Here is an 18,308-nt window from a genome sequence, read left to right as displayed (position 1 = left end):
TGGGAGCGGCCCGGCGGCTCATGCGCGCGCTCCCTTCACCTCGGCGGCGAGCGGCGCGTGCAGCGCCTCGGGCTCGACGCCTTGCGCGGCGGCCATGGCGCGCTGCGCTTCTTCGCGGGCGGCGCTGGGCGCAACCTTCTCGCGCGACAACCACTTCTTCACCAGACCCACGATGCCGTTCGGCAGAAACAGCGTGACAGCAATGAACAAGGCGCCCAGGAAGTACAGCCAGTATTCGGGGTACGCCACCGTGAGCCAGCTCTTCGCGCCGTTGACGATAAAGGCACCGATGATCGGCCCGATGAGCGTCGCGCGTCCGCCCACCGCCGCCCAGATCGCGATCTCGATGGAGTTGGCCGCGCTCATTTCACCGGGGTTGATGATGCCGACCTGCGGCACGTACAGCGCACCGGCCACGCCGCACATGATGGCGGAGATGACCCAGATGGTGAGCTTGTACGGCAGCGGGTTGTAGCCCGAGAACATCACGCGCGTTTCGGCATCGCGAATGGCCTGCAGCACGCGGCCGAACTTGCTGCCGATGAGCCATTTGGCAAACAGGAAGAAGCCCAGCAGCGTGATGCCCGTGAGCGCGAAGAGCGTCATGCGCATTTCCTGCGTGGCAATTGGAATACCCAGGATGCGCTTGAAGTCGGTAAAGCCGTTGTTGCCGCCAAAGCCGGTTTCATTGCGGAAGAACAGCAGCATGGCAGCGAAGGTCATGGCCTGCGTGATGATCGAAAAATAGACGCCCTTGATGCGCGAGCGGAAGGCAAAGAAGCCGAACACGAAGGCGATGAGGCCCGGCACCGCGACGATGAGGACGAGCGTGGCAATGAAGCTGTCGCTGAAGGTCCAGTGCCAGGGCAATGTCTTCCAGTCCAGAAACACCATGAAGTCCGGCAGGTCGCTCTTGTAGTTGCCGTCGCGCCCGATCTGCCGCATGAGGTACATGCCCATCATGTAGCCGCCGAGCGCAAAGAAGAGGCCGTGGCCCAGCGAGAGAATGCCGGTGTAGCCCCAGATCAGGTCCATGGCCAGCGCGCAGATGGCGTAGCACATGATCTTGCCGACCAGCGCCACCGCGTAGTCGCTCATGTGCAGCGGACTGTCCGCGGGCACCCACATGTTGAGCACGGGCGCCACAGCGCATACGACGATCAGCGCGACAAAGAAGGCTGTCCAGCCCTTGCCGCTCAGCAGCGGGCCCTTGGTTGGAAGTGCGACCTTGGTGTTGCTCATGCCTCTGCGCTCCGGCCCTTCATGGCGAAGATGCCCTGAGGTCTCTTTTGAATAAAGATGATGATGAAAACGAGCACCGCGATCTTCGCGAGCACCGCGCCCGCCCAGCCCTCGATGAACTTGTTGAGAACGCCGAGCCCCAGCGCCGCATACACGGTGCCGGCGAGCTGGCCGACGCCGCCCATCACGACCACCATGAAGCTGTCGACGATGTAGCTCTGGCCGAGGTCGGGCCCCACGTTGCCGATCTGGCTCAGCGCGCAACCCGCAAGGCCGGCAATGCCGGAGCCGAGCGCAAAGGCATAGGTGTCGATGCGCGCCGTGTTCACGCCCATGCACGAAGCAATGGGCCTGTTCTGCGTCACGCCGCGCACGAAAAGCCCGAGACGCGTACGGCCGATGAGCCAGCCCATGGCCAAGAGCACCAGCGCCGCGAAGATGATGATGCAGATGCGGTTCCACGGCAGAGTGACGTTGCTCAGCATGGTGAAGCCGCCGCTCATCCAGCCGGGGTTTTCCACGCCCACGTTCTGTGCGCCGAACAGCGACCGCACAAGCTGCTGCAGCATCAGGCTGATGCCCCATGTAGCGAGCAGCGTTTCGAGCGGACGGCCGTAAAGAAAGCGGATGACGCCGCGCTCGAGCACTGCGCCCACGAGCGCCGACGCAAGAAACGAGACCGGAATGGCTGCAACCAGGTACCAGCCGAAAGCCGCCTCGGGCATGTAGCGCTGGAAGATGCCCTGCATCACGTAGGTGGCGTAGGCGCCGATCATCATCAGCTCGCCATGCGCCATGTTGATGACGCCCATCAGCCCGTAGGTAATGGCCAGGCCCAGTGCGGCAAGCAGCAGCACAGAGCCCAGGCTGATGCCGCTGAACACCGCGTTGATGCGGTCGCCCCACACCAGCGAGCCGTCGATGCTTGCAATGGAAGCGACGATGGCGGCCTTGACGTCCGCTTCGGTCTCGTCGGCGAGCCGCTGATTGAGCAGCAGCTTGGTGTCGGGGCTGCTGTTGGCGCCGAGTTCCTTGGCGGCGGCGAGGCGCTTGGCCTTGTCGGCGCTGCTGAGCATGCTGGCGGCGCGCACCAGCTGCAGCTGCGCCTTGATGCCGGGGTTGGTCTCGGCGGCCAGAGCCTTCTCGACCATCGGAATGCGCGATTCGTCGGGCTCCTTGAAGAGCGCCTGCGCGGCTTCGGCGCGCACCGCGTCGTCCTTGCTGGTGAGCTTGAGCGCGGCCTGCGCGGCATCGAGCGCGCCGCGCATCAGGTTGTTGTTGACCACGTCTTCCGCCGTGTCGGGCACCTTCAGTTCGGCGCCGGTCACGGGGTCGTAGCCTTTGTCATCCTTCATCACGAAGACCTTGTCTTCGGTGTACTTGACCGCGTCTTCCGACATGGCCTGGATGAAGGCGGCAGTTTTTTCATCGGCCGTGAGCACGGCCTTGTTGAGCGCGGTGATACGCGATTCGGATTCGCCGGAGGCAATGGCCTTGGCTTCGTCGGCGGTCAGCGCGTGGACGGCCGTTGCCATGAGCAGCATGGCGGCGAGTGCGCAGTGAAGGGTTCGTCGAAGCATCGTGAAAGTGGAAGTTGGGATTGGCTCCCTCCCCGTCCGGGGGAGGGTTGGGGTGGGGGCACGCGGCGCCAACTCAGGCGCAGTGACCGAATCGACCGCCGCTTGCCCCCACCCCTGCCCTCCCAGCGGGGGGAGGGAGAAACGCGCTTTACAGCGACTTGCCAGCCGGCTGGTCCGGCTTCTTGTCGTTGCCTTCGATGTATGGGCTCCACGGCTTGGCCTTGACCGGGCCCGGCGTCTTCCACACCACGCTGAACTGGCCGTCGGCCTTGATCTCGCCGATGAACACGCTCTTGTGCAGGTGATGGTTCTTCTCGTCCATCTTCGAGACGATGCCCGAAGGCGCCGTGAAGGTCTGGCCGGCCATCGCCGCAATCACCTTGTCTGTGTCGGTGCTCTTGGCCTTTTCGACCGCCTGCTTCCACATGTGGATGCCGATCCAGGTGGCTTCCATCGGGTCGTTGGTGAGCGGCTTGTCCTTGTGGCCGGCGATGTTCTTGGCCTTGGCGTAGTCGCTCCACTGCTTGATGAACGCCGTGTTGGTCGGGTTCTTGATCGACATGAAGTAGTTCCATGCGGCCAGGTGGCCGACCAGCGGCTTGGTGTCCACGCCGCGCAGTTCTTCTTCGCCCACCGAGAAGGCAACCACCGGCACGTCCTTGGCCTTCAGGCCGGCGTTGCCCAGTTCCTTGTAGAAGGGCACGTTGGAGTCGCCGTTGATGGTCGACACCACGGCGGTCTTGCCGCCGGCCGAGAACTTCTTGATGTCGGCGACGATGGTCTGGTAGTCGCTGTGGCCGAAAGGCGTGTACTTCTCGTCGATGTCGGTGTCCTTCACGCCCTTGCTCTTCAGGTAGGCGCGCAGGATCTTGTTGGTGGTGCGGGGGTACACGTAGTCGGTGCCCAGCAGCACCCAGCGCTTGGCGCCGCCGCCTTCCTTGCTCATGAGGTAGTCGACAGCCGGAATGGCTTGCTGGTTGGGCGCGGCGCCCGTGTAGAACACGTTCTTGCTGAGTTCTTCACCTTCGTACTGCACCGGGTAGAACAGCAGGCCGTTCATTTCCTCGACCACCGGCAGCACCGACTTGCGCGACACCGAGGTCCAGCAGCCGAAGATCACCGAAACCTTGTCCTGTCCGAGCAGCTGCTTGCTCTTTTCGGCGAACAGCGGCCAGTTGGAAGCCGGGTCGACCACCACGGGCTCGAGTTGCCTGCCCAGCACGCCGCCCTTCTTGTTGATGTCGTCGATGGCCATCAGCACCGTGTCTTTCAACACGGTTTCAGAAATGGCCATCGTGCCCGACAGCGAGTGCAGCACGCCGACCTTGATGGTGTCGGCGGCGAATGCGGGCGCAGCGGAAATGCTGGCCAGCGCGACAGCGGCGGTAAGCGCCTTGAGGGTGAAACGACGTTGCATGTGGACTCCTGCTCCGGGGTGGTTGAAACCTTGTCGCCGGGCTCGCCGGACGATGGAGGGGAGTCTGCGGATTCGGCCGCGCGCGAGAAATACGCCGGGTGGCGTACACGGAGGTACTCAGGGCGGGACTGTCGAGCTGCGCCCCAAAAAACCCATTTTGGGCTTTAAAATACCCAAAATGGGCATATCCTCATCGCAAGCAAAACAGACCGCAAGGCCCGCCAGCCTGGCGGACGCCCTGTTCACGACCACCCAGCAGCGCGTGCTCGGCTATCTCTTCGGCCAGCCGGACCGGAGTTTCTTTTCCACCGAGCTGATCAAGCTCACCGGCGCAGGCTCCGGCGCCGTGCAACGCGAACTCAAGCAGTTGGCAGACAGCGGCCTGCTCATCACATCGCGCGTCGGCAACCAGAAGCACTATCAAGCCAATGCCGCGGCGCCGATCTTTGACGAATTGAGCAGCATCGTTCGCAAGACTTTCGGACTCGCAGGTCCACTGCGCGAAGCGCTGGAACCGCTGGCCGAAAAGATCGAAGCCGCGTTCGTGTTCGGCTCGGTCGCCAAGAAGAGCGACACGGCCGCGAGCGACATCGACCTGCTGCTGATCAGTGAAGAACTTGCGTATTCGGATCTGTTTCTCGCTCTCGATGCAGTATCGGCACGTCTGGGCCGTACAGTGAACCCGACCATGTTCACAAGAAAAGAACTGATGCGAAAGCACAAAGACGGCGAATCGTTCGTGAAGCGCGTCATGGAGCAGCCCAAGCTCTGGATCATCGGCAACGCGCATGCCCTCCCCGCTTGAAAACCTGTGCGGCCCGACCAAGCCGCTCGCCGCAGAACCGCCGGATGCTCGCGAATTCGCGGGCCTGATGCGTTCCGGACTCGCGCGCTTGGCGGACGCCCAGGTGATGCAACTTTCCGTCGAGGGCCGATTCGATCTTGCCTACAACGCAGCGCACGCCATGTGCCTCGCGGCGCTACGTTGGCATGGCTACCGCTCAGGCAACCGCTTCATTGTCTTTCAGGTGCTGCCTCATACGTTGGAACTGGGCCCGGAGGTGTGGCGGGTACTGGCCAAGTGCCATGAAATCCGCAATCTGGGAGAGTACGAAGGCGACATGAATGTAGACGAGCGCATCGTTCGCGATCTGATCGCTGCATGCCGACGCGTCGCCTCGAAGCTTTCTGAACTGCCACCGCCCAAGCCGGACTAGACCTTCGCAGCCGAAATGAAACTCGGCGCCTCCAGCTTGAACTGCGCCGCCGCAAAGGCCCAGATCATGCGCGTGGCATCCGGCCCGGCCGGGTCGCTGAAAAGCAGACTGGCGGCCCCCCCACTCCAGGCATGGCCCAAACCTGCAATCTCGCACAGCGTGACCAGCGTGCGGCCCTTGCGCCGGAACTGGGTCACGCGCATCGGATGCCGCTTGCCGCGCTGGAGCGTGCGCGAGAGGCCCGGTTTTGCACCCACCGCGGTGGCCCATACGGCCGCGCTGTTGACGGCGTTGCTCGGCGCGACCACGGCGTCGGCATCCCCATGCAGCACCAGCATCGGCGGCAACGTCGCGAAGACTGCGGCGGCGCCCATCGCCTTGCCGACCGCGGTGGAAGGCATCGGCGGTGTGTGCTGCCCGCGCATGGCCCCCAGGGCGGTGGCCGACGACTTCGCGGCGCCCGGCGCCACGCCTGAATGCATGACCACGGCGCGAAAGCGCAGCGGGTAGCGCGTGGCCAGCAGCGCCGCCATGCTGGCCCCGGCCGAGAGACCGGCCAGCGCGATGCGCTCGCGATCCACCGGATACAGCACGCAGGCCTGGTCGATGGCCGCCATCAGCGTGGCGGCTTCGGCGTCGGCCTTGCCCGAGCGCCGCTCATACCAGTTCCAGCAACCTTGCGGATGGGCCAGCCTGTCCTGCTCGAGATAGAGCACCAGAAAGCGTTGCCGCACTGCGAGCGTGTTCATGCGCGTGCTGGCAGCAAAGTCGCGGCCGGTTTGCCCGCAGCCGTGCAGCATGACCATGAGCGGCAACCTCTCGCCGGGCTTCAGCTTCAGGTCGGCCGGGCGAAAAAGGTGATAGCCCCGCGCGCCGCCCGGGCCCAGCGCCATGCCGCTGAGCCAGTCACCGCGGCCCGGCGGCGGCTTGAGCCGCTTGGCGGTGGCACGCTGCACCTGTCCCGTGACACGCTTGCTGTTGCTCAGGGTGAGCTTGGTCAGCGCCTTCAGGTTGCGCTCGTAGGCGCGGGCAAAGAGAGAAGCGGCGGTGGAACGACGAACCATGGGCGCAGTGTGAGGGCAAAGCGCCGGCCGTCCAAACGGGCGGTGAAGGCCAGGAGCCCCGCCCCGTGCCTCAGTAGATCTCCGGCACCATCATGCTCGCCGGCACCGGCTGGCGCAGGTAATCGGCATGGCGCTCCCGCGCAGGCAATTGGACGGTCGGATGCGCCACTTCCTGGTAGGGCAACTGGCCCAGCAGGTGGCTGATGCAATTGAGCCGAGCTTTCTTCTTGTCGACCGCCTGCACCACCCACCATGGCGCCTCGGGAATGTGGGTGCGCTCCAGCATGATCTCTTTCGCCCTGGTGTATTCCTCCCAGCGGCGGCGGCTTTCAAGGTCCATGGGGCTCAGCTTCCATTGCTTGAGCGGATCGTGAATGCGCCCGAGAAAGCGCATGTGCTGCTCGTCGTCGGTAATGGAGAACCAGTATTTGATGAGCTTGATGCCCGAGCGCACCAGCATCTTTTCGAACTCCGGCACGGTGCGGAAGAACTCTTCGTACTCGTCGTCGGTGCAAAAGCCCATCACGCGCTCGACCCCGGCGCGGTTGTACCAGCTGCGGTCGAACAGCACCATTTCACCAGCCGCCGGCAGGTGCGCGGCATAGCGCTGAAAGTACCACTGGGTGCGTTCGCGGTCGTTGGGTGCCGGCAGCGCAGCGACGCGCGCCACGCGCGGATTCAGGCGCTGGGTAATGCGCTTGATCACGCCGCCCTTGCCCGCCGCATCGCGGCCCTCGAAAAGAATGACCACCTTCTGCTTGCTGTGCTGCACCCAGTCCTGCAGCTTCACCAGTTCGCCCTGCAGGCGGAACAGCTCCTTGAAGTAGGCCTGCCGCGCGGCCTTGTCGGTGGCGCGCGCGGCGGGGTCGAGGTCGCCGATGTCGCGGTCTTCGATCTCCAGCTCGAGCTCCTCGTCATAGCTGTCGATCAAATCGCGGGCGATGCGTTGCATCAGGTCTTCGTGGTCTGGAAGTGCGCTCGTCGGCATCATGGCTAGCAAAGAGAGATGTGTAGGTGGATCGAGGCATGCTGCACGCAGGGTATGACCGTTGCGTGACGGTTCGGCGTCGGCGGACACGAGGTTGTCATATAGGTCGAACACCATCTGGCAAACCCCCTTTGGCTTTCCTGATCCACACGCACCTTGCCGGCACTCCATGACCTGGCCGCCAACTCGTACGGCGGCGACGAAGCCGGGCTGATCTGCGGCTACCTTTTCGACGCAGCTGCGCCGGAGCCTGTGCGGGCGATCGATTCGGCGCAAGCTGCGGCGTGGCTGGACGACGGCGCGCCTCCCTCGTCGGACTCGGCGTTCTTGTGGCTGCACTTCAACCTGAGCCACGCCCAGGCCGAGCGGTGGCTGCTGCGCCACGCACGGCTCTCCGACACCTTTTACGAAGCACTGCACGAGGGCTTGCCCTCCACGCGCATCGAGCGCGCTGACGATTCGCTGATTGCCGTCATCAACGACGTGCACTTCGAGTTCAGCTTCGAGCCCTCGGACATCTCCACGCTCTGGATCAGCGTGGGGCCGCGCCTGGTGGTTACCGCGCGCGCCAAGCCGCTGCGCTCGGTCGATGCGCTGCGAACGGCGGTCAAGGCCGGAGACGCACCGCGCTCGAGCACCGAACTGCTCGAGCACCTGCTGCGCGCGCAGGCCGACGTGCTCGTAAAGATTGTGCGCGGCGTCACGTCGCGCATCGATCGCATCGAAGACGAGTTGCTCGCTGGCCGGCTCGACCACAAGCGCGCGCGGCTCGGCGTGCTGCGCCGGCTGCTGGTGCGGCTGCAGCGGCTGCTGGCCCCCGAGCCCGCCGCCCTCTTCCGCCTGCTGCAAGGGCCGCCGGCCTGGATGGCCGAGCCCGATGCGCAAGAACTGCGCGGCTCCACCGAAGAGTTTTCGGTGGTGCTGCGCGACATGCAGGCGCTGCAGGAGCGCATCAAGCTGCTGCAAGAAGAAATTGCCGCCAATGTGAACGAAGACAACAACCGCAGCCTGTTCGTGCTGACGGTGGTCACGGTCCTCGCGTTGCCGATCAACATACTTGCCGGCTTGTTCGGAATGAACGTGGGCGGCATTCCGCTGGCCGAGCACAAGCACGGGTTCTGGATCGTCGTGGCCATTGTTGCGAGCTTTACCGCCGTAGCGGCGTGGGCGGCATTTCGCAAGAAGCGCTAGGCCGCATCGGCAAATGCAGTAATGCTATTTATTTAATAGCAATCACAATAGCATCCATGCGCCCGCATCGGTGTTCCAGACCCAATAGAATGATCGCGTGTCCTCTATTCTCAATGCCGATCTGCACTGCCATTCCGTGGTCTCCGACGGCACGCTGACGCCCGAAGAACTGGCGGCGCGCGCCGCTGCCAACGGGGTCGAGCTCTGGGCGCTCACCGACCACGACGAAGTCGGCGGACAGCACCGCGCTGCTGCCGCAGCGCGTGCCAACGGCCTGCGCTATCTCACCGGCACCGAGATTTCGGTCACCTTTGCCAACGAAACGGTGCACATCGTCGGCCTGGGCTTCGATCCCGACGATGCCGCCATGACGCAGGGCCTCTACGACACCCGCGGCGGCCGCGGCAAGCGCGCACAAGAAATGGCCGAGGGGCTGGCCAGGGTCGGCATTCATGGGGCTTATGAAGGCGCGCTCAAGTTCGTCGGCAACCCCGAACTGATCTCGCGCACGCACTTTGCGCGCTTCCTGGTCGAGCAAGGGCATTGCCGCGACACGCCTGAGGTGTTCCGCAAGTACCTGACCGAGGGCAAGCCCGGCTACGTGCCGCACCGCTGGGCCTCGCTGAAAGACGCGGTGCACTGGATCACGGCTGCCAAGGGCATGGCCGTCATCGCGCACCCGGGGCGTTACAAGTTCACCGCCAACGAGGAATACGCGCTGTTCCTCGAGTTCAAGGCGCATGGCGGGCAGGCGATCGAGGTCGTCACCGGCAGCCACACGACAGCCGAATACGTCGAATACGCCGACAAGGCGCTCGAGTTCGATTTCGCCGCCTCGCGCGGCAGCGATTTCCACAGCCCCGACGAAAGCCATTGCGATCTCGGCAAGCTGCCACCGTTGCCCGGCGCGCTCACGCCGGTGTGGGAACTGCTCAGCCATCGCATCCAGCAGTGAGCCAGAGCCCCGGGCCCGGCACCGACAGCGCGGCAACGGCCGCACTGGCGAACGCCCGCGCCGCCGCACAGCAGACGCGCGACGTCGAATCCGAACGCATCCTTGCGGGCATCGGGCTGGTGCTGGTGGCAGTGGCCTGCTTTGCCACGCTCGACACCGCCACCAAGACCTCGACCGCCGCCGTGCCGATTCTCATGGGCGTGTGGTTCCGCTATGCCTTCCAGGCCGTGGCCACCACGGCGGTGCTGCTGCCCAAGCACGGCACGGCGCTGCTGCGCACGCAGCATCCGCGCTACCAGCTGCTGCGCGGCGCACTGCTGCTGGCGTCGAGCACGCTGGCCTTCCTGAGCTTGCGCTATATGCCGCTGGCAGAGTTCACTTCCATCGTGCTGATCGCGCCGCTGGTCATTACGCTCCTGGCGGCAACCACGCTCAAGGAGCATGTTTCCGCGCTGCGTTGGGTGCTGGTGGCGGGCGGCTTTGCCGGCACGCTGGTCATCTTGCGGCCGGGCGGCGATGCATTCAGCTGGGCCGTGCTGCTGCCCATCGGGCTGGTGCTGACCAATGCATGGTTCCAGGTGCTGACGAGCAAGCTGGCGCGAACGGAAAACCCGCTCACCATGCATTTCTATACCGGCTGGGTGGGCACCTTGATCGCCTCGCTGGCGCTGCCGTTCGTGTGGACGGCCTTGCCATCGTGGCACTGGTGGGCGTTGCTGTGCCTCATGGGTTTCATGGGCACGGTGGGACACTTCATTCTTATCCTTGCCTACCAGCGCGCGCCGGCTTCCACGCTGACGCCCTATCTTTATGCCCAGATCGCCTTTGCCATGCTGGGCGGCTGGCTTGTTTTTTCGCACGTGCCCGACCGGGTTTCGCTCATCGGCATTTCGATGATTGCGGTTTGCGGGGCGGCCGGCGCCTGGCTCACCGTGCGGGAACGCCGCGTGCCTATCGAGCCTGCGGAATCGTAATCAGGAGTCTTCATGGCCCAGTACTTCGAAGTTCACCCCGACAACCCCCAACAGCGCCTGCTGAAGCAAGCCGCAACGCTGCTGCAGCGCGGCGAGATCGTGGCCGTGCCTACCGACTCGAGCTACGCGCTGGCCTGCCATCTCGACGACAAGGACGCGGTCGACCAACTGCGCCGCATCCGCCAAGTCGACGAGAAGCACCATCTCACGCTGATCTGCCGCGACCTGAGCGAACTGGCCAACTATGCGCGCGTCGACAACAAGCAGTACCGCCTGTTGAAAGCCGCCACGCCGGGCCCGTACACCTTCTTACTCGAAGCCACCAAGGAAGTGCCGCGGCGCGTGAGCCATCCGCAGCGCAAGACCATCGGCCTGCGCGTGCCCGACCACAAGGTGCTTTTGGAGCTGTTGATGCTGCACGGCGCACCGCTGCTGGCCACCACGCTGATCGCTCCCGGCGAAACCGAAGCGCTGAACGACGCGCAAACCATTCGCGAGCGTTTTGAAAAACAGATTGGCGCTGTCATCGACGCGGGCGCCTGTCCTTCGCAGCCCACCACGGTGGTCGACCTCACGCCCATGGGCACGGGCGACGATCCGGTCGTGGTGCGGCAGGGCCGCGGCGCGCTGGCGGTGCTTGGACTCTGACAAGCGGCACCGAAGCTCCTACTCTGTCTGACACAATCGCCCAGTGGATATAACACGTCAGATTCAAACCGTATTGATCCTGGCACTGCCAGTGCTGTTCGCTATCACAGTGCCTGCAGTGATCAGGGGCCGCGTCGCGGCCCATTTTGGTGATCACACGGCGGCCGCCATGGGTCGGCTTACGCTCAACCCAATCAAGCACATCGACCCGATTGGCACACTGCTGATCCCTATCGTTCTCTACTTCGCTACCTCTGGGGCCCTGCTGTTCGGCTACGCCAAACCGATTCCGTTCGACCCGGACAATCTACGCAATCCAAAGCGCGATCTGATATGGGTATCGCTTTCAGCGCCCACGGCCAACTTCGTAATGGCGTTGGCATGGGCGGTATTTTTCGTAGTGCTGCGTGCCACGGACATATCCGAGCCTTTTTTCGTACAAATGGCTCAGGGCGGCGTGCTGGTCAACCTTGTAATGTGGGCCTTCAATCTTTTTCCACTCCCTCCGCTCGACGGTGGCCGTATCCTTGCCGGTCTGCTGCCAGACGGTCCGGTGCAGACGTTTTTTGCGCGCATAGAGCCGTACGGGTTCTTCATCGTGATGGCGTTGGTCTTGACAGGCATCCTTCGAACCTTTTGGCTCAATCCATTGATGACAGCGGGGTCCGAGATCATCAAGATATTCCTCATTCCGCTCTCCGCATCACTGCTCTAAGTTCCAAGTCCGTCCCATGGCTTCGTCATCCCCAGCTCCCCTGCGCGTCCTGACCGGCATCACGCCGTCGGGCACGCCGCACCTCGGCAACTACGTCGGCTCGATCCGCCATTCGGTGCGGCAAAGCGTGGCGCCGGGCGTGGAGAGCTTTTTCTTCCTGGCCGACTACCACGCGCTCATCAAGGTGCAGGAGCCGGCACTCATCCAGCGCTCCACGCTCGAAATTGCCGCCAGCTGGCTGGCTTGCGGGCTCGACCCCGAGCGCGTCACCTTCTACCGCCAGTCGGACATTGCCGAAATTACCGAGCTGACCTGGTTCCTCACCTGCGTGACCGGCAAGGGTGTGCTCAATCGCGCCCATGCCTACAAGGCCCAGCTCGACAAGAACGTGGCCAAGGGTGAAGACCCGGACTCCGACGTGACGGCCGGTCTTTTCATGTACCCGGTGCTGATGGGCGCCGACATCCTGATGTTCAACGCGCACAAGGTGCCCGTGGGGCGCGACCAGGTGCAGCACATTGAAATGGCGCGCGACATGGCGCAGCGCTTCAACCACCAGTACGGCGAGCACTTCACGCTGCCCGACGCCGAGATCGACGATGCCGTCGCCACCCTGCCCGGCCTGGACGGCCGCAAGATGAGCAAGAGCTACGGCAACACCATTCCGCTGTTTGCGCCCCGCGCCCAGCTGCAAAAGCAGATTGCCAGCATCGTCACCGACTCGCGCGCGCCCGGCGAGCCCAAGGACACCGAAGGCTCCGCGCTGTTCCAGATCTACCAGGCGTTTGCCAGCGCCGAAGAAACCGGGGCGCTCCGCAAGGCATACGCCGAAGGCATCGGTTGGGGCGATGCCAAGCAGATGCTGTTCGAGCGCATCGACCGCGAAGTTGCGCCACTGCGCGCCCGCTACGACGAACTGATGAACAACCCGGCCGAGATCGAGCGCATTCTGCTCATCGGCGCCGAAAAGGCCCGCAAGCTCTCGCGCCCCTTCATGACCGAACTGCGCCATGCGGTGGGGCTGCGCAACCTTGCGGCGGGCCGCGACAAGGGCGGAGCCCGCAAGGCGGCCAAGGTCGCCAAGCCGAGTTTCAAGCAGTACCGCGAGCGCGACGGGCTGTTCTATTTCAAACTGCTCGATGCGAACGGCGCGGCCCTGCTGCAAAGCCGTGGTTTCGCGTCGCCGCAGGAGGCCGGGCGCGCGATTGCCGCCTTGCAGCAACAGCGCGGCGCGGCCTTGGCTGCGCTCGCCGACCAGCTCGAGCCGGTCGGCACTGAAGAATTGAGCGCCGCGAGTGCGGCGCTGGAAGCACTGGCGGAGGCAACAACCGCAACCAGCGGGAGTTGATCCGGCAATGTCCACCGGCCCACCCGCCGGGGACAGACGATAGAAGACGGGCGATCACAAAGGAAGAAAACATGAGCATTTATGTCATCGACGACCATCCCTTGATGCGCGACGCCATCGTGATGGTGCTGCGGCGCCTGCGGCCGGCCGAAAATATCGTCGAGCTCGAGCGGCTGGACAAGCTCGCGAGCTCGGTTCAGCAGCGCGGCGCGCCGACCCTTTTCTGCCTCGACCTGAAGCTGCCTGACACCAACGGCGTTTCGGGTGTGGTCGCAGTCAAGCAGGTCTATCCCAACGTGCCAATTGCCGTCTACTCGGCAGCGCCGGCAGCGGACATGGAAGACGCGTGCATTGAAGCGGGCGCAGACACCTACATCGAAAAGTCGGCCAGCTCGGCCGAACTGGCTGCCGTGCTGCGCGGCCTCCTGATGGCAGGTTCGGAAGAAGCCGACGAGCCCGCGCTGGCCAACAACAGCAAGTTGTCGAAGCGGCAAACGCAGCTGATTGCCATGCTCGACAAGGGCATGAGCAACCGCGACATCGCCACCGACCTGGAGATCAGCGAACACACGGTGAAGGTGCACCTGTGGCGCCTGTTCCGCCGCCTGGGCGTGAAGAGCCGCACGCAGGCGCTGCACTATGCGCGGACCAATGGGCTGATTTCGAGTAACTGAGCCTCGCCCCCAGTCTGCGCGCACTTCGTGTCGCTTCGCCAACCCCCTACCGGGGGCAACACCTGAGGCCCGGTAAAGCCGGTTCCTCGGTGGCACTTAGCTCCCCCCCAGTCTGCGCGCACTTCGTGTCGCTACGCCAACCCCCTACCGGGGGCAACACCAGAGGCCCGGCAAAGCCGGTTCCTCGGTGTTTCTGGAAGGGGACTAGGGCGAATTTGTTTACTGCTGAAAACCGCGCTGGGCGCGGTTTTTTTATGGCTGCAGCCGGGCGGTCAGCCGCCGCCGGAGGCGCTGACGCGGGCTTGGGCCACGGCTTCGTCGGCGTCGTGCAGTGCAACGCGGAACACGCTGCCGCTGCCCAGGCGGGAGCGCACGCTGATGGGATGGCCAAGCACGTGGGAGAGCCGGGCGACGATGGCCAGGCCCAGGCCGAAGCCGTCGGATGTGCCGGCATGGTCGGCCACCTTGTAGAACTCCAGGAAAACGTCGCGCAGGTGTTCGGGGGCAATGCCGATGCCGGTGTCCCACACCTCGATGCGCATGCCTTCGCGCGTCTGCCGCGAGGCGAGCAGCACGCCGCCATCGGTGGTGTACTTAATGGCGTTCGCAAGCAGGTTGCCGATCATGCGGCGCACGCGGATCGGGTCGGTAAGAAAGCTGCCTTCCGTCACATGCACCCGAAAATCGAGCCCGCGGCTTTCGGCAACCGGACGGTATTGCAGTTCGAGGTCGTGCAGCAGCTCGGACACGTCCACGCGCTCGATGTGCAGCCGCACCTGGCCTGAATCGATACGAGCCAAATCGAACATCGAATCGAAAAGCGCATTCACCGCATGCGTGGCCCGAACGATCTTGGGCGCAAGCTCCAGCACCAGTTCGGGCTCATTGCGCAGCCAATCGGCGTAGAGCGACAGCGCCAGCACCGGCTGCCGCATGTCGTGCGCCGCGCTCGCAAGAAAACGGTTCTTCATGGCCACGGCAGCCACCGCGGCCTGCCGCTGCTGCGTGAGCGACTTGATCAGGATATGGTTGTGGAACAGCAGCTCCAGGCTGTTGCGCGCCGTCTCGTGAATATGGCGGCCCGCGCGCAGCAGCAAGAACCAATGCAGGATCGGCAGGATCGGCATCAGGTAGCCGTACTGGAAATGCGGCTCCACGATGTTGATGCTCACCAGACGGATCAGCACCGCCCCGAGCATGGTGATGAACAGCGTGTTGACGTAGCGCTTGAGCAGCGGCGGGTGAAGCGCCAGCCCGTTGAGCGGAAACGTGCCCACGCCGGCCACGATGAGCCAACTCATGAATTGGTTCACCTGCGGCGTGCGTTCGAAGAACAGCAGGATCGACGCGCCCCACACGATGGCGCTGGTGCTCCACACGAAACCGTAGCGCTCGGTGAACTGCAGCTGCGCCGCTGCGCTCCGGCCGGCGTAGCGCACCGCATAGACCCTGGCGCCCCACGCGCGGAAAGCCGTGGCAACAAGGCCGAAGGCAAGCCACGTGAGCAGCTCCCGGTGAGGTATGTAGCTCCAGTTCAGGCCCACCATCAACGGCATGAGCGCCGCCGAGACGATGTAGGAGCCGCGTGCGGACCGCATCAGGCTGCGGATCAACTCGCCACGAACCCACGATTCGGCCTCGTCGGCCGAAGCCGGAACCGGTGTCACGCTCGTGATCGACGCATTGGCCATGTAGCGCTCCGCCCCTTTTTCATTCGACTCAGGAAAATCTCTCGGCATGTCGGGCATGAAGAGGTGGCGATCTTAACGGCCGGATGCAGCTGTTTTGGGGAAGAACGGGATGGGGAGCGCCATAGTGCGTAATGAGGCGCGAGGCGACGAAAACGAAAGTGTCCGATTTTGAACAGACTTCTCCGCATGGGGAAACCAATTGCCAAACTGCCAACCAAGGAAGAGGTTCAGGTTGGCTTTGGCGATGCGGTTCGCGCGTTGCGCAGTGACGCCGAACTGACGCAAGAACAGCTTGCCGCATCCAGCGAAATGCACGTGACCTATATCGGCCAGATTGAACGAGGGCTGAAGAATGTCTCGCTGTTCAACCTCTATCGAATTGCCTCTGCGCTGGAGATTTCGCCGGCAAGATTGTTGGAAGAGGCAGCCAGGCACCCATCCGGTTCAGTCAAGCATTCGGCCGGAAGGTAGACATCGGCGTCATCGGGACGTCAGCACCTGGCCCTGAATTGCTGATCCCTGGCATCCTTTCGCCGTTCGGCGATCCAGGACTGGGATGCACCACTTTGCGGCTGTCGCGCGAGTCGGTCGTAGTACTCGATCTGCTGGTTCCAGTGCGCGCAGCGCGAAGAATCGCCAGTAGTCACTCCGGCCGTCGCCGCGCCGCGTTGCTCCATTGCCTGACGCTGCACCGCGTAGCCTTGCCGGGTTTGCTGGTCGGCAATCTGGACCTGCTGCTCCCACGACAGCCCGCCGGGAACAGTCTCTATGCGCTCCACTAACGCACCGCTCTCCCTGCAGTGGGTCGGCGACCAGAAACGTCCGCCGCTGTTGCTCACGCAGAGAAACACCTGCGCTGAACCAGCCGAGTCGAGGTTACGCACCGGCGGCGACACGTCCACCACCCTGCCCTTTTCGCACGGCTCGCCGCTGTACTGGTTGCCGCAGCGGTAGACCTGCTGGGCGTGAGCTTGGGCTGCGAAGCCAAGGGCCACGAGCACCAATGAGAAGAATGCGATGCGCATGCCGGATGTTAGCCGCGCGCCCCGAAAGGGAACAGGCAAAAAAATAGCCCCTTTGCGGGGCCATTCCTGGAGGAGAGGGAGGGATTCGAACCCTCGGTACTATCGCTAGTACGCCTGATTTCGAGTCAGGTACATTCGACCACTCTGCCACCTCTCCGGTGCTGTCGAGCCTGCGATTCTAGCAGACAAAAACGGGGCTTTTGAAGCCCCGGCGCGTCAGGCGCGCAACACTTCCAGCCCGCCCAGGTAGGGCCGCAGCGCCGCGGGCACGTTGATCGAGCCGTCTTCGTTCTGGTGGTTTTCCAGCACCGCGACCAGCGTGCGGCCCACGGCCAAGCCGGAGCCGTTGAGCGTGTGGACGAGCTCGTTCTTGCCCTGTGCGTTCTTGAAACGGGCCTGCAGGCGGCGGGCCTGGAAGGCTTCGCAGTTCGAAACCGAGCTGATTTCGCGGTAGGTGTTCTGCGCCGGCAGCCACACCTCGAGGTCGTAGGTCTTGGTCGAGCCAAAACCCATGTCGCCGGTGCACAGCAGCACCACGCGGTACGGGAGCTCCAGCGCCTGAAGCACGGCTTCGGCATGGCCGGTCATCTGTTCGAGCGCGTCGTAGCTCTTTTCGGGGTGCACGATCTGCACCATCTCGACCTTGTCGAACTGGTGCTGGCGGATCATGCCGCGGGTGTCGCGGCCGGCGCTGCCGGCTTCGGAGCGGAAGCACGGTGTGTGAGCCGTCAGCTTGATCGGCAATTGCGACTCGGCCACCACCTCGTCGCGCACAAAGTTGGTCAGCGGCACTTCGCTGGTGGGAATGAGATAGAGCGCCGAATGGTCGGGCGCGGGCTCGCCGTCCTGGCCGCCCTTCTTGGCGGCGAACAGGTCACCCTCGAACTTGGGCAACTGGCCGGTGCCGCTGAGCGTGGCGGCGTTGACGATGTAGGGCACGTAGCACTCGGCATAGCCGTGCTTTTCGGTCTGGGTGTCGAGCATGAACTGCGCGAGCGCGCGGTGCAGCCGGGCAATCGGCCCTTTCATGACGGAAAAGCGCGAGCCCGAGAGCTTGGCGCCCATTTCAAAGTCGAGCCCCAGCGGTGCGCCCAGGTCCACATGGTCTTTCGGCGTGAAGGCCAGCGGCGTGGCGTTGGCGCCGGCTCCGCCCTGGGGGCTCCAGCGGCGCATTTCGACATTGCCGGTTTCGTCCTCGCCGACCGGCACGCTGGCGTGCGGCAGGTTGGGCACTGCCAGCAGCAAGGCGTGCAGTTCGGGCTGGATTTCATCCAGGCGCTTGGATTGCGATTCCTGCTCTGCCTTGAGCGCGTTGACTTCGGCCATCAGCGTATCGACCGATTCGCCCTTGGCCTTGAGCGGGCCGATCTGCTTGTTCAGCGTGTTGCGGCGGGCCTGGATTTCCTCGGTGCGGGTTTGCAGCGTCTTGCGTTCGGCCTCGAGCGCGGTGAACGCCGATACGTCGAGGTAGGGCTGGTTCTTCTTGCGTTTTTCGAGGCCGGCCACAGCGGAGGCCAAATCTTTGCGGAGCAGGGTGATGTCGAGCATGCAAGGATTTTAGGCGGGCGTAGTATCTCGG

Annotated in this window: 18 protein-coding genes and 1 tRNA gene; 10 read left to right on the top strand and 9 right to left on the bottom strand. The window is 64.0% G+C overall.

The window, feature by feature from the left end:
• Positions 1-18 precede the first annotated feature (18 nt).
• The 3 genes from urtC to urtA form a co-directional block, all read right to left on the bottom strand.
• On the bottom strand, positions 19-1,242 hold the full coding sequence (urtC, locus tag QHG62_RS14245) for an urea ABC transporter permease subunit UrtC (RefSeq protein WP_281146306.1): 1,224 nt from the start codon (positions 1,240-1,242) through the stop codon (positions 19-21).
• The gene (gene urtB / locus QHG62_RS14240; protein WP_281151640.1) at positions 1,239-2,786 is read right to left on the bottom strand and encodes an urea ABC transporter permease subunit UrtB; all 1,548 of its coding nucleotides are present in this window, start codon (positions 2,784-2,786) and stop codon (positions 1,239-1,241) included. The genes urtC and urtB overlap by 4 nt, the downstream gene beginning before the upstream one ends.
• Before the next feature lie 184 nt (positions 2,787-2,970).
• Positions 2,971-4,239 (bottom strand): urea ABC transporter substrate-binding protein, encoded by a 1,269-nt coding sequence (gene urtA, locus QHG62_RS14235; protein ID WP_281146305.1) that lies wholly within the window; start codon positions 4,237-4,239, stop codon positions 2,971-2,973.
• A gap of 52 nt (positions 4,240-4,291) precedes the next feature.
• On the opposite strand from urtA, the gene QHG62_RS14230 reads away from it, so the two are divergent.
• Both QHG62_RS14230 and QHG62_RS14225 read left to right on the top strand, forming a co-directional pair.
• Complete coding sequence (locus tag QHG62_RS14230; RefSeq protein WP_281146304.1) at positions 4,292-5,044, top strand: nucleotidyltransferase domain-containing protein; 753 nt, start codon at positions 4,292-4,294, stop codon at positions 5,042-5,044.
• Entirely contained in the window at positions 5,028-5,456 is a 429-nt protein-coding gene (locus QHG62_RS14225; protein ID WP_281146303.1) for a hypothetical protein, read from the top strand. The genes QHG62_RS14230 and QHG62_RS14225 overlap by 17 nt, the downstream gene beginning before the upstream one ends.
• Here QHG62_RS14225 and QHG62_RS14220 read toward each other — a convergent pair.
• Together QHG62_RS14220 and ppk2 are read right to left on the bottom strand one after the other, a co-directional pair.
• Positions 5,453-6,520: an extracellular catalytic domain type 1 short-chain-length polyhydroxyalkanoate depolymerase gene (locus tag QHG62_RS14220; protein WP_281146302.1), complete on the bottom strand. Its 1,068-nt coding sequence runs from the start codon at positions 6,518-6,520 to the stop codon at positions 5,453-5,455. The genes QHG62_RS14225 and QHG62_RS14220 overlap by 4 nt on opposite strands.
• Positions 6,521-6,590: 70 nt before the next feature.
• Positions 6,591-7,508, bottom strand: coding sequence for a polyphosphate kinase 2 (gene ppk2 / locus QHG62_RS14215; protein WP_432445613.1), 918 nt, complete (start codon positions 7,506-7,508; stop codon positions 6,591-6,593).
• A gap of 156 nt (positions 7,509-7,664) precedes the next feature.
• Between ppk2 and QHG62_RS14210 the strand changes: the two genes are divergently transcribed.
• The 7 genes from QHG62_RS14210 to QHG62_RS14180 all read left to right on the top strand — a co-directional run bounded on the left by QHG62_RS14210 (position 7,665) and on the right by QHG62_RS14180 (position 14,013).
• Complete coding sequence (locus tag QHG62_RS14210; protein ID WP_281146300.1) at positions 7,665-8,699, top strand: transporter; 1,035 nt, start codon at positions 7,665-7,667, stop codon at positions 8,697-8,699.
• A gap of 97 nt (positions 8,700-8,796) precedes the next feature.
• Entirely contained in the window at positions 8,797-9,654 is an 858-nt protein-coding gene (locus QHG62_RS14205) for a 3',5'-nucleoside bisphosphate phosphatase (protein WP_281146299.1), read from the top strand.
• Entirely contained in the window at positions 9,651-10,628 is a 978-nt protein-coding gene (locus QHG62_RS14200) for a DMT family transporter (protein ID WP_281146298.1), read from the top strand. The genes QHG62_RS14205 and QHG62_RS14200 overlap by 4 nt, the downstream gene beginning before the upstream one ends.
• Positions 10,629-10,640: 12 nt before the next feature.
• Positions 10,641-11,276, top strand: a complete 636-nt coding sequence (locus QHG62_RS14195) for an L-threonylcarbamoyladenylate synthase (protein ID WP_281146297.1) — start codon at positions 10,641-10,643, stop codon at positions 11,274-11,276.
• Between the two features lie 43 nt (positions 11,277-11,319).
• A complete protein-coding gene (locus tag QHG62_RS14190; RefSeq protein ID WP_281146296.1) occupies positions 11,320-11,991 on the top strand; it encodes a site-2 protease family protein in 672 nt (223 codons plus the stop codon).
• A gap of 16 nt (positions 11,992-12,007) precedes the next feature.
• A complete protein-coding gene (locus tag QHG62_RS14185) occupies positions 12,008-13,339 on the top strand; it encodes a tryptophan--tRNA ligase (protein WP_281146295.1) in 1,332 nt (443 codons plus the stop codon).
• A gap of 71 nt (positions 13,340-13,410) precedes the next feature.
• On the top strand, positions 13,411-14,013 hold the full coding sequence (locus QHG62_RS14180) for a response regulator transcription factor (protein WP_258501945.1): 603 nt from the start codon (positions 13,411-13,413) through the stop codon (positions 14,011-14,013).
• Positions 14,014-14,285: 272 nt separating this feature from the next.
• On the opposite strand, the gene shkS is transcribed toward QHG62_RS14180, so the two are convergent.
• Positions 14,286-15,704: a surface-behavior sensor histidine kinase ShkS gene (gene shkS / locus QHG62_RS14175; RefSeq protein WP_432445612.1), complete on the bottom strand. Its 1,419-nt coding sequence runs from the start codon at positions 15,702-15,704 to the stop codon at positions 14,286-14,288.
• 186 nt (positions 15,705-15,890) lie between these two features.
• Here shkS and QHG62_RS14170 point away from each other — a divergent pair, with 186 nt between their 5' ends.
• A complete protein-coding gene (locus QHG62_RS14170; protein WP_281146293.1) occupies positions 15,891-16,175 on the top strand; it encodes a helix-turn-helix domain-containing protein in 285 nt (94 codons plus the stop codon).
• A gap of 20 nt (positions 16,176-16,195) precedes the next feature.
• Here the strand turns inward: QHG62_RS14170 and QHG62_RS14165 are convergent, their stop codons facing one another.
• From QHG62_RS14165 to serS, 3 genes are all read right to left on the bottom strand, one after another.
• Positions 16,196-16,729: a hypothetical protein gene (locus QHG62_RS14165; protein WP_281146292.1), complete on the bottom strand. Its 534-nt coding sequence runs from the start codon at positions 16,727-16,729 to the stop codon at positions 16,196-16,198.
• 67 nt (positions 16,730-16,796) lie between these two features.
• A tRNA-Ser gene (locus tag QHG62_RS14160) sits at positions 16,797-16,886 on the bottom strand.
• A gap of 59 nt (positions 16,887-16,945) precedes the next feature.
• Complete coding sequence (gene serS, locus QHG62_RS14155) at positions 16,946-18,277, bottom strand: serine--tRNA ligase (RefSeq protein WP_281151458.1); 1,332 nt, start codon at positions 18,275-18,277, stop codon at positions 16,946-16,948.
• Positions 18,278-18,308: the final 31 nt, after the last annotated feature.

Source organism: Variovorax paradoxus (assembly GCF_029919115.1).
GTDB lineage: Bacteria > Pseudomonadota > Gammaproteobacteria > Burkholderiales > Burkholderiaceae_C > Variovorax > Variovorax paradoxus_O.
This window is presented reverse-complemented; position numbering and strand designations above follow the sequence as displayed.

Bases quoted from the DNA above. Each gene is read 5' to 3' on its own strand.
- shkS (WP_432445612.1), bottom strand. From the start codon at position 15,704: ATGGCCAATGCGTCGATCACGAGCGTGACACCGGTTCCGGCTTCGGCC.
- QHG62_RS14185 (WP_281146295.1), top strand. From the start codon at position 12,008: ATGGCTTCGTCATCCCCAGCTCCCCTGCGCGTCCTGACCGGCATCACG.
- QHG62_RS14165 (WP_281146292.1), bottom strand. From the start codon at position 16,729: ATGCGCATCGCATTCTTCTCATTGGTGCTCGTGGCCCTTGGCTTCGCA.
- QHG62_RS14180 (WP_258501945.1), top strand. From the start codon at position 13,411: ATGAGCATTTATGTCATCGACGACCATCCCTTGATGCGCGACGCCATC.
- QHG62_RS14170 (WP_281146293.1), top strand. From the start codon at position 15,891: ATGGGGAAACCAATTGCCAAACTGCCAACCAAGGAAGAGGTTCAGGTT.
- QHG62_RS14230 (WP_281146304.1), top strand. From the start codon at position 4,292: ATGGAGGGGAGTCTGCGGATTCGGCCGCGCGCGAGAAATACGCCGGGT.
- QHG62_RS14195 (WP_281146297.1), top strand. From the start codon at position 10,641: ATGGCCCAGTACTTCGAAGTTCACCCCGACAACCCCCAACAGCGCCTG.
- QHG62_RS14225 (WP_281146303.1), top strand. From the start codon at position 5,028: ATGCCCTCCCCGCTTGAAAACCTGTGCGGCCCGACCAAGCCGCTCGCC.
- urtA (WP_281146305.1), bottom strand. From the start codon at position 4,239: ATGCAACGTCGTTTCACCCTCAAGGCGCTTACCGCCGCTGTCGCGCTG.
- urtB (WP_281151640.1), bottom strand. From the start codon at position 2,786: ATGCTGCTCATGGCAACGGCCGTCCACGCGCTGACCGCCGACGAAGCC.
- ppk2 (WP_432445613.1), bottom strand. From the start codon at position 7,508: ATGCCGACGAGCGCACTTCCAGACCACGAAGACCTGATGCAACGCATC.
- serS (WP_281151458.1), bottom strand. From the start codon at position 18,277: ATGCTCGACATCACCCTGCTCCGCAAAGATTTGGCCTCCGCTGTGGCC.
- urtC (WP_281146306.1), bottom strand. From the start codon at position 1,242: ATGAGCAACACCAAGGTCGCACTTCCAACCAAGGGCCCGCTGCTGAGC.
- QHG62_RS14220 (WP_281146302.1), bottom strand. From the start codon at position 6,520: ATGGTTCGTCGTTCCACCGCCGCTTCTCTCTTTGCCCGCGCCTACGAG.